At 45.3% G+C, this 14,206-nt stretch carries 10 protein-coding genes; 4 read left to right on the forward strand and 6 right to left on the reverse strand.

The window, feature by feature from the left end; genetic code table 11:
• Positions 1 to 16 precede the first annotated feature (16 nt).
• Positions 17 to 490, reverse strand: coding sequence for a transcription elongation factor GreA (greA, locus tag F0231_RS16205; protein ID WP_171760745.1), 474 nt, complete (start codon positions 488 to 490; stop codon positions 17 to 19).
• Between the two features lie 535 nt (positions 491 to 1,025).
• On the opposite strand from greA, the gene F0231_RS16210 reads away from it, so the two are divergent.
• Together F0231_RS16210 and dacB are read left to right on the forward strand one after the other, a co-directional pair.
• Positions 1,026 to 2,093: a porin gene (locus tag F0231_RS16210; RefSeq protein ID WP_171760746.1), complete on the forward strand. Its 1,068-nt coding sequence runs from the start codon at positions 1,026 to 1,028 to the stop codon at positions 2,091 to 2,093.
• Between the two features lie 97 nt (positions 2,094 to 2,190).
• Positions 2,191 to 3,621 carry a serine-type D-Ala-D-Ala carboxypeptidase gene (gene dacB / locus F0231_RS16215; protein ID WP_171760747.1) on the forward strand — a complete coding sequence of 477 codons (1,431 nt, stop codon included), beginning with the start codon at positions 2,191 to 2,193 and terminating at the stop codon, positions 3,619 to 3,621.
• Here the strand turns inward: dacB and F0231_RS16220 are convergent.
• Both F0231_RS16220 and tyrS read right to left on the reverse strand, forming a co-directional pair.
• The gene (locus F0231_RS16220; RefSeq protein ID WP_171760748.1) at positions 3,600 to 4,445 is read right to left on the reverse strand and encodes a magnesium transporter; all 846 of its coding nucleotides are present in this window, start codon (positions 4,443 to 4,445) and stop codon (positions 3,600 to 3,602) included. The genes dacB and F0231_RS16220 overlap by 22 nt on opposite strands.
• A gap of 605 nt (positions 4,446 to 5,050) precedes the next feature.
• Complete coding sequence (tyrS, locus tag F0231_RS16225; RefSeq protein ID WP_171760749.1) at positions 5,051 to 6,238, reverse strand: tyrosine--tRNA ligase; 1,188 nt, start codon at positions 6,236 to 6,238, stop codon at positions 5,051 to 5,053.
• Positions 6,239 to 6,367: 129 nt separating this feature from the next.
• Between tyrS and F0231_RS16230 the strand changes: the two genes are divergently transcribed.
• Positions 6,368 to 7,654, forward strand: coding sequence for a peptidoglycan DD-metalloendopeptidase family protein (locus F0231_RS16230; RefSeq protein WP_171760750.1), 1,287 nt, complete (start codon positions 6,368 to 6,370; stop codon positions 7,652 to 7,654).
• Positions 7,655 to 7,702: 48 nt separating this feature from the next.
• Here the strand turns inward: F0231_RS16230 and F0231_RS16235 are convergent, their stop codons facing one another.
• The 3 genes from F0231_RS16235 to erpA all read right to left on the reverse strand — a co-directional run bounded on the left by F0231_RS16235 (position 7,703) and on the right by erpA (position 12,514).
• Entirely contained in the window at positions 7,703 to 10,819 is a 3,117-nt protein-coding gene (locus F0231_RS16235) for an efflux RND transporter permease subunit (protein WP_171760751.1), read from the reverse strand.
• Between the two features lie 12 nt (positions 10,820 to 10,831).
• Positions 10,832 to 11,914: an efflux RND transporter periplasmic adaptor subunit gene (locus F0231_RS16240; protein WP_171760752.1), complete on the reverse strand. Its 1,083-nt coding sequence runs from the start codon at positions 11,912 to 11,914 to the stop codon at positions 10,832 to 10,834.
• A gap of 258 nt (positions 11,915 to 12,172) precedes the next feature.
• Positions 12,173 to 12,514: an iron-sulfur cluster insertion protein ErpA gene (gene erpA, locus F0231_RS16245; protein ID WP_171760753.1), complete on the reverse strand. Its 342-nt coding sequence runs from the start codon at positions 12,512 to 12,514 to the stop codon at positions 12,173 to 12,175.
• 253 nt (positions 12,515 to 12,767) lie between these two features.
• Between erpA and hemL the strand changes: the two genes are divergently transcribed.
• The gene (gene hemL, locus F0231_RS16250; RefSeq protein ID WP_171760754.1) at positions 12,768 to 14,060 is read left to right on the forward strand and encodes a glutamate-1-semialdehyde 2,1-aminomutase; all 1,293 of its coding nucleotides are present in this window, start codon (positions 12,768 to 12,770) and stop codon (positions 14,058 to 14,060) included.
• Positions 14,061 to 14,206: the final 146 nt, after the last annotated feature.

The following is a 14,206-nucleotide window of genomic DNA, read 5'->3' on the forward strand; positions in this document are numbered from 1 at the left end:
TGGGACTTGTATCGGTTTAGATATATTCTACGCTGTCGATTTCAAAGTCGCGATCGCCACCCGGAGTAGAGATAACAACCTCATCTCCTTCCATCTTACCGATAAGGCCACGAGCGATTGGTGAACTTACCGAGATGCGACCTGCTTTAATATCCGCTTCGTCATCACCAACGATTTGGTAAGTCTTCTCTTCTTCTGTATCAACATCGATTAGAGTCACAGTCGAACCAAAGATAACCTTACCTGAGTTATCCATTTTAGTAACATCAATTACTTGAGCCACTGAAAGCTTATATTCAATATCACGGATTTGAGCTTCACAAATGCCCTGCTCTTCACGCGCTGCATGATACTCAGCGTTCTCTTTCAGGTCACCTAGTTCTCGAGCTTCAGCAATTGCTTCTGAGATCTGTGGACGAAGCTTTAATAGGCGTTCTAGTTCTACACGTAGCTGTTGTTCGCCACGTAGAGTCATTGGGACTTTTTCCATTTTGTACCTCTTTGCCAAAGCAATCTTTGGCCAAAACAAAACTACCCAATCCGCTGGATTAGGTAGTGAGTTAACTAACGATTTCTTCTAGTGTAAACAAACTTGGCAACTAAATCACCTTAAATCCATCCCCCTCAAAAAAGCGTGATCACTGTCTACAAAGCCATTAGATAAACCAATCTAAAAAACGTAACAAACAAAGCGTTATGAATAAAAAAAGATAAAAAAAAAATTAATCACAGCACTACCAAAAATGACTTATGTCACTTTAAAAACAACAACTTGATATTTATTCACACGAAATAAAACACTGTTCATTTGTTGGTTTTATATCGTTTTACTACCTCGTAATGGAACTTTAGCGGTACAACATTGCTCACCGATTACTCGGCCGTAATTAAGATTCATTCATATTTTTGACATAAGTCTTACATATGAACATTGATTCACCGAAGTAATAATAAGAGGATGACTCATTCGTGGATCATTACTCGCAAAAACAACTATTTATGGACAGTAAATTAGGACTAACAAGATGAACAAAACTCTGATTGCTCTAGCAGTTTCAGCTGCAGCAGTGGCGACAGGCGCAGTAGCGGCTGACGGTAAACAAGCAGGCGGTATCGAAGGTACTTCTGTATACAGCTCAAACGGTAACTCTCTAGAGATCGGTGGTCGTGCGGAAGCTCGTCTATCTCTTAAAGACGGCAAAGCTGAAGACAAAACTCGTGTACGTCTAAACTTCCTAGGTAAGACTCAAATCACTGACGGTCTGTACGGTGTTGGCTTCTACGAAGGTGAATTCGTAACTAACCCTGCAACAGTTACAGACACTAACGGCAACAAAGTTACATTTGACTCACTAGACAACCGTTACGCTTACGCGGGTATCGGCGGTGACTTCGGTGAAGTAACTTACGGTAAAAACGACGGTGCGCTAGGCGTTATCACTGACTTTACTGATATCATGTCTTACCACGGTAACTCAGCGGCATACAAAATTGCTGTTGCAGACCGCACAGACAACATGGTTTCATACAAAGGCCAATTTGCTGACCTAGGCGTTAAAGCTAGCTACCGCTTTGCTGACCGCATCGAAACTACAGATGCACAAGGCAACGACATCTACTCTGACAACAAAACAGACGGCTACTCTCTATCTGCAATCTACGCAATCGGCGAAACTGGCGTTAAGCTAGGTGCTGGTTACGCAGATTCTGATACAGGTGCAAACGCATCTGAAAGCCAGTACATGCTAGCGGCTTCTTACGCTATCAGCGATTTCTACTTCGCAGGTACTTTCGTTGACGGTGAAGAGAAAGATCTAGGTACTAAGACTGACCTAACTGGTTACGAATTCGCAGCAGCATACAAGCTAGAGAAAACTGCATTCACAATGACTTACAACTACTTAGAGTCAAAAGAAGCAGGCGTTAAAGAAGACGCAGCTGACAACCTAGCATTCGATGCAACTTACTACTTCAAGCCTAACTTCCGCACTTACATCTCGTACAACTTCAACCTGCTAGATGACAGCAAGTCATACATCTCTAAAACAGATGCTGAAGACGAGCTAGCACTAGGTCTACGTTACGACTTCTAATTTGTGGCTTAATGTCATGAATCTAAGACGCCCGCTCTCTAGCGGGCGTTTTTTTTACTCGCTATACTGACATCTCCTTGTTCTTAAATGGCAAATCATGATGCGCTCACTCTCCTCTACTCTTTTTATTTTTGTCGCTCTTATTTGCTCTAAGGCGTCTTTCGCCTATGCACCTCTCAATGAATTGCCACAAGGAAGCCGCGCGGCATTAAAGATTCAAGCGTTGGCGCAAAACACCAACTTTGCTGAAACTGACAACCAAACCCAGCTCTTTCCACCAGCAAGTACCTTGAAGTTAGTCACCGCGCTTGCCGCAAAACTGGAACTAGGCGATGACTTTCGCTACCAAACCTCCATTGAGTCTGTCAAAGACGATGTCGTTATTCGTTTTAGTGGTGACCCAACATTAACAACGCCAAATCTAAAACAGCTTCTGACGACAATAAAACAAAGCGGAATCAGTAAGATTACAGGCGACCTTTGGCTTGATAACAGTGCGTTTACGGGTTACGACCGCGCAGTAGGGTGGCCATGGGATATTCTTGGTGTTTGTTACAGCGCGCCAGCCAGTGCCATTTCGTTGGATGACAATTGCGTTCAAGCGTCAATCTATACCGAAACTAACGGTAAAACTCGCGTCTATGTCCCTGAACATCAACCAATTTATGTCACTACTCTGGCCAAATCCGTATCTAAGATCGAGCAAGAGAGCACTCAGTGCGATTTAGAGCTTCTTTCCTCACCTGATAACCACTACCAGCTTCAAGGCTGCTTGCAGAGCCGTAGCAAGCCTCTACCGCTCAAGTTCGCTGTTCAAGACTCCGCGCTTTACACTCAGCGTGTGCTAAATACATTGCTCAGACAGCAAAACATCAAGTTAGCTGGGCAAATCAAAATTGGGAAATACAACAAACAAGGTAAAACTTTAGCCAGTCACCAATCCGCGCCACTGCCTGATTTACTTGAGGTTATGCTCAAAAAATCGGATAACCTCATCGCAGACAATTTAACAAAAACCATTGGGGCTCAGTTCTATCATCAGCCTGGCAGCTTTGGTAACGGTACGAAAGCAATTAAACAGATACTGTTTGCCAAAACAGGAATCGACCTCGAACATACCCCCCTTGCCGACGGTTCAGGCCTTTCTCGTAATAACCGTTTTACGAGCCAAAACATGGCTGCCGTACTGCGTTACATTTGGCAAAATGAGCAACAATTAGGCTTAATCGCCTTGATGCCAACCTCTGGCACAGATGGGACGCTGAAGTATCGACGCAGTATGCGCAAAGCGCCAATAAAGGGAGAATTAATTGCCAAGAGCGGATCTCTTTACGGCAGCTCAAATATGGCGGGCTTTGGATTAGGAGCAAACGGCCAACCAAGCACGCTGTTTGTTCAATTTGTCGCCGACTACCACCCACCTAAAATTAAGGGCGACGATAAACCTACCGTCGCCCCAATCACTCGGTTTGAAACCTTGTTTTACAAAGATGTCGTCAAATTCAGTCAGGCGATACCTAAGAAGTAGTTCACAACTGTAAAGTAGATCCACATACCAGAGATATCGACGATCGAGGCCAATACAGGGCTCACTAGCACTGCTGGATCAAGCTTGAAAGCTCTCGCCAAAATAGGCAGTAAACCACCCAACGTGGTCGACATCGTGACCTGAATAAATAAGGCGACTGCAATTGCAAGTGCGATGGTATTCAGGTCAAAGCCTCCTGCAGCGCTACTGTCACTGAATAGTAAGATACGCCCCACGATCACCAGAGAAATCGCAAGAGCGAGACAAAGCGCAACACGACTCTCTTTCCAAAACACCGCTAACCACTGGCGCTTTTTCAGCTCACCTGTCGCTAACGCCCTTATCACCAGTGTCGCCGCTTGTGTCCCTGTGTTACCTCCAGCTGCAGCGATAACAGGCATATAGATCGCCAGCAGAACAAGCTGACTCAAGGTATCTTCATACTGAGCGATAATCAGTCCAGACACTATCCCAAGTAGAGCGAGTGCAATAATCCAACCGATGCGTTGTTTAACATGCTCTAAAACAGACGTATCAAGATAACTGCTCGGCGTTTCTACCTCAGAATGGATAAAACCAAGCTGATGCGCAAAATGGCGAGCACGTTTGTCATATCCATCATTCTCTAATAACGAAATAAGCTGTTGCACATAACCGACGGAGCAATGGTGCAAAATAGCCACTGCCTCTTCAACGGGCATAACCGTTAAGAGGTGTACTTGTTGTTGCTGGTCATAACGCAAAAACGCATTGCGCGCGGCACCAATCTCTTCTTGTGAAAAGTGTGGTGCATTTTCAATAAAAGTATTGTTCATTACCGTCATGGCGAATCTCCCGATTGGCAATAGGTAACGACCATCAAATACCGCATAGGCAAAATGTAACTGAGCAGAATCACATCCGCGCGATCTGCCTAAAGGGGCACTATAGCGAGCAGTATTTAGGTTCTAGTTTTCATGGAGAAAAATGAGAGGAATCGAAGAAAAGAAGATTGCTCTACCACAAAGGCAGAGACATGAAGTGACAATACCGTTGTGGACTATTTTTCTCCCTTGATACTAGGAGGATGGTCGATATTGTTCATAAAAGTCTCCGAAAAAACTGTCGTACTGACAGCGCGGGGATAATAACAAAATTGGCGAGAAAAAACCGTCAATTTAAGGTCAAGATCTGCGATATTTGACCCAGTTATGGTTTCTTATACCAATCTGGATAAATAGGTGATCAGATAATTGCGCAGAAAAAATCGTTTAGAGCAAGGCATAGATTGCAGCTAGCTAGTTGACCTACCTACAAAATCTATAACGAAGCTATGAACGATTTTAGCCAGCAAGAATGACCAAATATTTATTTAGGTTGGTATTAAATATAAAAAAAGCGCCTAAAAAGGCGCTTCTAATCACAGAATATTTTATTCTTTTCGTATCAATTATTTGATAGTGATACGTGCAAATTTACGCTTACCAACTTGGAATACGTAAGTACCCGCTTCTGGTGCGAATTTAGAATCAGCGACTTTCTCACCATCAATTTTAGCTGCGCCTTGTTTAACCATGCGCATTGCCTCTGACGTTGAAGCACAAAGGCCTGCTTCTTTAAGAATATTGCTTACTGGTAGATCTGCATCAAAATCAAATTCTGGCATTTCGTCAGGGATTTGGTTCTTAGCAAAACGGTTAACGAACTCTTGTTCCGCTGCATCTGCATCCGCTTCGCTGTGGAAACGCGCAATGATCTCTTTCGCTAACGCCACTTTCACGTCGCGAGGGTTCTTGCCTGCTTCAACGCCAGCTTTCAGCTCTGCGATCTCTTCAAGAGGACGGAAAGATAGCAGTTCATAGTAGCTCCACATCAACTCATCAGAGATAGACATGATCTTACCAAACATTTCACTTGGCGCTTCGCTTACACCGATGTAGTTGTGCGCAGACTTAGACATCTTCTTCTCGCCATCAAGGCCAACTAGAAGAGGCATAGTTAGAACAACCTGTGGCTTCTGACCATGTGCCTTTTGCAATTCACGACCCATTAGTAGGTTGAACTTCTGGTCTGTACCGCCAAGCTCTACGTCCGTTTCCATTGCTACTGAGTCATAACCTTGTAGGAGTGGATACATAAACTCATGGATAGCAATTGGCTGGCCGCCAGTGTAACGCTTTTTAAAGTCATCACGCTCTAGCATACGAGCAACAGTCTGGTTCGCAGCTAGGCGGATCATACCTTCAGCGCCTAGTTCAGATAGCCACTCAGAGTTAAATTGGATCTTAGTCTTTGCTGGATCAAGAATCTTAAACACCTGCTCTTTATACGTTTCTGCATTACGCAGTACGTCTTCACGAGTCAAAGGTGGACGAGTTGTGTTCTTACCAGTTGGGTCACCAACCATGCCAGTGAAGTCACCGATTAGGAAAGTCACGTCATGGCCTAGTTCTTGGAACGCACGTAGTTTGTTCAAGATAACCGTATGACCAAGGTGAATATCCGGTGCTGTTGGATCGGCACCTAATTTGATGCGAAGAGGACGACCCTCTTTCAATTTAGCAATCAGTTCTTCTTCTGGAATTAATTCGTCAACACCGCGCTTAATCTCGGCTAGTGCAGCTTCAATGCTCGCCATTCTTGTTCACTCCCACAGATTTGGCAAAAATTTGTTAGTTTGCCATCTTACTTGAATAGCGATGCTTTTTGAAACCAGTTAGACTAAACAGCTTAGCTTTTTTACTGAATTTTTTAGAACGGACATAAGATGTTGTCTCTTTTCGCTCGACTTCCATGGATGCACCGAGCTCTTATCGTTTTTTTTAGCGCATTTATCGTCATCGCGCTGTTTCTTCCTGCACCAAAAGATCTTCGTCCAGAGGAGAGCAACTATCAGGTAGGTCAGTCTTACCCATTCCCAATTGATATTGAAGCTTTAACTGAGCAAACCCCGATACCAAGCATGGCTGTACTACGCTGGGAAAAACACACCATAGGCTCAGGTGACAGCATGGCTCTGCTATTCCAACGTGCAGGGCTCTCTTCACGCTTACTCTATGAATTAACGTCCACCAGCAAAGAGATTTCACGCCAATTGACTCGCGTCAGACCAGGGGATTCGTTTCAACTAGGTTTTGATACTGATAACCAGCTCATTCAAATCAAACGTCAGATTAGCCCTTATGAATCCTTTTTGGTAACGAAGTCAGATAAAGGCTACACCTCTTCGATTGATAAGAAAGAAGTTCATTACCAATATAACTATGCTGAAGCAGATATTACCTCTAACTTCTGGAACGCAGGTATAACAGCAGGGATTACCGCTAACCAAATTATGGAGATCGCGGGGATTTTTGGTTGGGATATCGACTTTGCTTTAGATATTCGTAGCGGCGATAGTTTTAAAATCCTCTACCAAGAAAAAGTCGTCGAAGGGGAAGTTGTCGGACGCGGAAAAATCATCGCTGCGATTTTCTCCAACCAAGGCGATACCTTTAAAGCGATTTTGGATGATAAGACTGGCAATTACTATGACGAGAATGGCCGAGCTATGAAGAAGGCTTTCTTACGCTCACCTCTTGATTTCCGTCGTGTCTCTTCTAACTTCAACCCAACGAGACGCCACCCAGTGACGGGTAAAGTTCGTGCGCACCGAGGCACTGACTATGCCGCCCCTGTCGGTACACCAATATGGGCAGCAGGTGACGGTATTGTGCAAAAGTCGAGTTACAACCAATTTAACGGTAACTACGTCTTCATCAAGCATAGCAATACATACATCACTAAATACCTGCACTTAACCAAACGCACCGTTAAAACCGGTCAACGTGTTAAACAAGGGCAGACTATTGGTACTTTAGGTGGTACCGGCCGCGTAACAGGCCCTCACCTCCACTATGAATTCTTAGTTAACGGGGTACATAAGAACCCAAGAACAGTGAAGCTACCTCAATCTAAATCACTGACTGGTAAAGCAAAGACTACCTTTATCGCCAATGCAAAGTTGAGGTTAGAGAAGCTGGATCGCTACGGTAAATTACTCGCGACTCCTTAACCTATAAAAAGACCCGCACTATCGCGGGTCTTTTTAATTGATACGAAACTACTCTGCCTCTATCACGGTATTCGCTTGCTCTTCTACTTTCTGCACTCGCCCTAACATCAGCAGACACGGTGTTAGCACCAGTGTCAGCACCGTTGCAAACGCAAGCCCTCCAGCCACTGCTGTTGCCAGTTGTGACCACCACTGAGTACTTGGCGCACCAAACTCAATCTTCTGGTTAATCAAATCGATATTCATCTCAAGCACCATAGGCAGAAGACCTAAAATCGTCGTGACCGTTGTTAGCATCACTGGGCGAAGACGCTGAACCCCCGTTCTTAAAATAGCCTCGCGTTTATCTAAACCTCGCTTAAGCAGCTGGTTATAGGTATCAATCAGCACAATATTGTTGTTTACCACGATACCCGCTAACGCTATTACCCCAATACCTGACATGATAATGCCGAACGGCTTTTGGAAAATAAGCAGACCAACAAACACACCGACAGTAGAGAACAGCACCGCACTTAAGATCAAAAATGCTTGGTAGAAGCTATTGAACTGGGTGATCAGGATCAGTGCCATCACCACCAACGCAACTAAGAATGCGTTCTGCAAGAAGGCAGATGAGTTCTCTTGTTCCTCGTTTTGACCACGGATCTTAAATTCAACGCTCGACGGCAAACCAAGTTGAGCTACCGCTTTGGTAATTTTCGGTAGTTCAAGCGCTAGGTTATAGCCCTCTTTCATATCCGCCATAATGTTAATCACTCGGTGGCCATCAATGCGTCGAATCGTGTCTTGCTTATGTTCAGGCACAATATTGGCAAAGTTGGTGATAGGGACAAGACCTGCAGGCGTCTTCACTCGCAGCTGATCAAATCGGCCAATATCACGCTTATCTTGTGGGTAACGAACCAGAATATCGACTTCTTCAGTGGCATCGTCCGGTAGATAATCGCCAATCTTGAGGCCATTAGTCACGAACTGGACAGTATTACCGACCAAGGTTGCGTCTGCAGCAAAACGAGAGGCATCATCACGGCGGATATCTATCTGCCAGTCTATCCCCTCCTTGCTCGACGTATCACTGATGTTAGTAAAGGCGTCGTAACTGTCAGCCCATTGTCTAACCAGTTTCGCGGCACTGTCTAACTCGTCAGGAATACGAGCTGACATCTCAATCACCAAATCATTCTCAACCGGTGGCCCTGCATCAGGGAATTTGTACTCAATTTCTACCCCTGCGTAGTCATCCGTTTGCTGTTTGAGCTCTTCAATAATCTCTTTTACTTTGCGACGGTATTGCCAATCCACGGGTGTAATTTGAATCTGACCAATTTCATCATCACCACCGGTTCTGGTGTAGACACTTTCAAACTCATCATGACCAATCATCACCGATTCAATGTCGCGCATGATGACGTCTTTTTCATCCAGAGATAAGTCACCATAAGAGCGCACTTTCACCGTAAAGAATGGAGGATCGACTTCTGGGAAGAACTCAGCTCCTAGCCCCGCTTTGGCGTAAGTAAAGCCAACACCAACCGCAAGCAAGATTGCACTTAATAGGATTTTGAGTGGGTGCTTTAACGCAATATCTAAAGTGTGGAAATAGAGCTTGGTTAACCCCGTCGCTTTCGAAAAATCCCCTTCATGTAACGCGACCATTTTTTCACGCTGAGAGCGAGTCACATGCTGAGGGCGGCCAATCAAACTACCCAGAACCGGCACTAACAACAACGCCATTGCAAGAGAAGCACTCAAGGTCGCAATCAAGGTTAAAGGCAGATACTTCATAAATTCGCCAGTGACATCCGGCCAAAACAGCAGCGGCGCAAATGCAGCCAGCGTGGTTGCAGTCGAAGCAGTGATCGGCCAAGCCATTCGTTTGGCCGCATCTCGATACGCTTCTCGGCGAGGTGTGCCCTCTTGCATCCTACGGTCAGCGAATTCGGTCACCACAATGGCACCATCCACCAGCATGCCAACGGCCATAATTAAGGAGAACAAAACGACGATATTGACCGTCAAGCCAAACACGGAAAGCACCAATAGACCCGTTAAAAACGATCCAGGTATTGAAACACCAACCAAAAATGCCGTGCGTACACCCAAAATAGCAATGATAACGATGACAACCAAAATGATTGCCGACAAGATGTTGTTTTGCAGATCGTTAAGCATCACTTTGACATCTTTCGATTGATCCCAAGTGTACTTAACCAACAAGTTATTTGGCCATTCAGGGCGCTTTTGAGCTTCAACCAACACCGCTTTAATCAGCTCAACTGTCTCTATAATGTTTTCGCCAGCTCGCTTTTTCACATCTAGGACTACTGCTGACTTGCCATCAAGGCGAGCATAACTTTCAGGATCTCGAAATGCGCGCCGAACCGTCGCAACATCGCCAAAGGTAATAACCTGTTTACCATCGACCTTAACAGGCAAATCCAACACATCTTTCAATGAATCAAAAACAGACGGGACTTTTACTGAAAATCGCCCATAGCCTGTATCAACAAAACCAGCTGCAACTACTCGGTTATTGAGCGCAATGAGGTTGTAGATATCACCTTGATCGAGCCCATAACTCTCCATGAGTAGTGGATCGACAATGATCTCAACAATATCTTCGCGATCACCAGCAATGTCGACCTCAAGAATCTGACGATAACCCTCAAGCTTATCTCTCAACTGCCTTGCGATTTGAACTATCGTGCGTTCAGGTACAGTACCGTAGAGGACCACAGACAACGCCGGCTCTTCTGATGCCAAAGTCACTTCATTGACCGTTGGTTCATCACTGTCACTTGGCAGTTTCGGCTTAGCCAGATCAACCGCCTCACGCACATCGGCCATCGCTTTGTTGAGATCAACGCCTACGCTAAACTCCAACATCACCGAAGCATGCCCCTCAGAAGCGGTCGAAGTCATCTCTTTCACCCCCTCAATCGCTCGCAACTCTTGTTCTATCGGCCTGACAAGCAATCGCTCAGCATCAGATGGAGAGATACCTTGGTGACCTACCGATACGTAGATAATTGGGATGGTAATATCTGGGCTAGACTCTTTCGGGATGGATATATAGGTCCCGACACCAGCAAGCAGAATAAAAATCAGCAGAACCATCATGGTCCGAGTACGAGACAGCGCCGCATCAATCAGTGCAAACATTGGTTCAGCCCCCTACTTTTGCTGCTCAACCGCGATCACTTGATCGCCATTGCGCACAAAACCTTGACCAGTCGTAACGATCTTGACGCTACTCCCTAATCCCGTTAGCCAAACTCCGTCTTGCTCTGCTTTCACCAACTGAATTGGCACAAACTCAATTGTTTCACCGACTAATGTTTTCACACCTAAATTCCCCGCCTCATCAAGTGCAAGCATGGCTGGCGTTACTTTGATCGCTTGTTGATCCTGCAAGTTCAGAGTGACTTCCGCGCTAATCCCTGCTGGCGTTTTTTGCTCAGGGTTAGGCAGTTCAATCTCTATTGGGAAAGTATTGGTTGAGGAGGAGGAAACGCGAGAAATGTAGCGCACTTTACCTGTCGCTTCTTGGCCGTTAATAAAGCGCACGCTCGCCTCTTGATTGAGCACAAGATCTTGAATATGACGCTCACTGACATCCGCTTCAATAATGATGTTTTGTAGATCCAGCAAACTCGCCACAGGGTCGCCCACACCGACGAAATCCCCCTTTTCGATAAAGAGATGATCAACTATGCCAGTAAACGGAGCCGTCACCACGGTATTTCGAAGCGCAATCTTGGCATTGCTCACCATGGCTTTTGCTTCAACAAGACCAGCTTGTGCATTGGTATAAGCCACTTCACCTTGAAGCCCTTTACTCTTCAAAGACTGTGCGGCTTTAAACTCTTTCTGTTTTACTTTCAGCATTGCTTCAGCGCGTTGTAGCTGAATCTCTAAATCGCCTTTGTCGATATAAGCAATGGCTTGCCCCTGTTTGACACTGTCGCCTTTGCGTACCTTAAGCTGAATAATTTTCCCCGCGATTTCAGCACCAAGTTTGGCCTGTTTATCTGGTGCAGTGCGACCGTAAAGGTCAATCGACTTATGTGTCGGCTGAGCAGTAAAGGTGGTGTAAGCCACTTTGGCTAAAGGAATCGCTTCCGTTTTGTTTTGGGCAGGGGCCTCTTCTGCATTGAGCATTCCCATGCCTAGCCACCAAGTCAGGATTACGACCAGAATAAGAGAAACCAAATAGGGGCGAACTGCGAAGAATCGCAGTGGAGAGAAACTAGCCATAACTGTCCTTAGTGTTGCTGCGCGTTATCGATTACGAGTTAGATATCGCTAAGCAATCATCCGTTGTATTTATTGCGACAAAAAGTTAAATCACTGTCACATATCAGAATATAAATTAACCAACCAAAAATAAAATACAGTTGGACAGTAATCTAGGTTAGGTCTCAATTTCTGGAATTAAGCAGAGTTCAAGGAAAAATGGACAGGTAAAAGAAAGGCTGCGAGAAAGCAGCCTTAGAAAGTCATAATTAACAGTGATTAAACACTGAATGATGCACCACAACCACAAGTTGTTGTTGCATTCGGGTTATTTACGAAGAAACGTGAGCCTTCTAGGCCTTCCGTGTAATCAACCTGACCACCGACAAGGTATTGCAGACTCATTGGGTCTACGACTAGCGTCACGCCGCTGTTGACGATAGTGGTATCACCTTCGTTTACGTTCTCATCAAAAGTAAAGCCGTATTGAAAACCACTACAGCCACCACCTGTGATATACACACGCAGTTTTAGCTCTGGGTTCTCTTCTTCAGCAATCAAAGCGCCTACTCGATTAGCGGCTGCATCTGAAAATGTTAGTGGGATATTTGCGTCGCTCACGGATGACCTCTCTCAGTCGTCTACTTCCAGACCGCGTTAACCATCTGGAGTTTTATCTTCTAATATTAGGTCGATTATCTAATACCTGAGTGAAGCGTTCAAGTATTCGCCACTTTTGAAGCCAATTTTTACGCATTTTCTCTTCTATTTGATGTCAAAGTACTCAGAATGTGGGTCAAAGCGTTTTATTGAAACGAGTTGGGCAGGTACAATGCGAGCCAAATTGGTCCGAGCAATCAAAAGAGGATATCCCATGACCAAATCAGCAGATCTATTTGAAAAAGCACAACAGACAATCCCAGGTGGGGTGAACTCTCCTGTACGTGCTTTTAATGGTGTTGGCGGCGCACCAATTTTCGTTGAGCGTGCAGACGGCCCATTGATTTTTGATGCTGACGGCAAAGCGTACATCGACTACGTAGGCTCTTGGGGTCCTATGATTTTAGGTCACAACCATGCAGTAATTCGTGAAGCTGTGATTGATGCTGCTCAACGTGGTCTAAGCTTTGGCGCGCCTACAGAGATGGAAATCGCTATGGCTGAGCTTGTTTCTGAACTAGTACCGTCAATGGAGCAAATCCGCATGGTAAGTTCTGGTACAGAAGCAACAATGAGCGCAATCCGCCTAGCACGTGGCTACACTGGCCGCGACAAGATCATGAAATTCGAAGGTTGCTACCACGGCCACGCAGATAGCCTATTGGTAAAAGCAGGCTCTGGCGCTCTAACGTTAGGTCAGCCAAGCTCTCCTGGCGTTCCGGCTGATTTTGCTAAGCACACTCTAACAGCAACATTTAACGATCTAGACTCTGTCCGTGAGCTGTTTGCAGCAAACAAAGGTGAGATCGCTTGTATTATCGTTGAACCAGTTGCCGGTAACATGAACTGTATTCCACCAGTAGAAGGTTTCCACGAAGGTCTTCGTCAGATTTGTGATGAAGAAGGTGCACTGCTGATCTTTGATGAAGTAATGACAGGTTTCCGTGTTGCTCTAGGTGGCGCGCAAGGCTATTACAACATCAAGCCAGACCTAACGACTCTGGGTAAAGTTATCGGTGGTGGTATGCCAGTGGGCGCGTTTGGTGGTCGTAAAGAAGTGATGCAATACATCGCACCTACAGGCCCAGTTTACCAAGCAGGTACACTTTCAGGTAACCCAGTAGCAATGGCTGCAGGCTTTGCATGTTTGAACCTTCTAAAAGAAGAAGGTAACGAAAAACGCCTAGCGTCAAAGACAAAACAACTTGCAGATGGCTTTAAAACACTGGCCGATAATCATGGTATTCCACTAGTGGTTAATCAGGTTGGCGGTATGTTTGGCTTCTTCTTCACTGAGCAAGAGACAATCACTAGCTACGAAGACGTGACGAAGTGTGATATTGAACGCTTCAAGCGCTTCTTCCACCTAATGCTGGATCACGGCGTTTACTTAGCGCCTTCTGCATTTGAGGCAAGCTTTACTTCTCTAGCTCATGGCAGCAAAGAGATTGAAGCAACTCTAGAAGCAGCAGATCGCTGTTTTGCGATTCTAGCAAAAGAAGCGTAATCCTCATTTACGCGATTTAAAACGATAAAAGGCTGCACAATGCAGCCTTAATTATATGGTCCGCCTCACTCTCAAGCCCTACGCTTAGAGTAGGCTCTCAAAACGAGGTGAACCATATGTCTACCATCCACATTTTAGGTATCGAT

It is taken from the genome of Vibrio sp. RE86, from assembly GCF_013114545.1.
Taxonomy (GTDB): Bacteria; Pseudomonadota; Gammaproteobacteria; order Enterobacterales; family Vibrionaceae; genus Vibrio.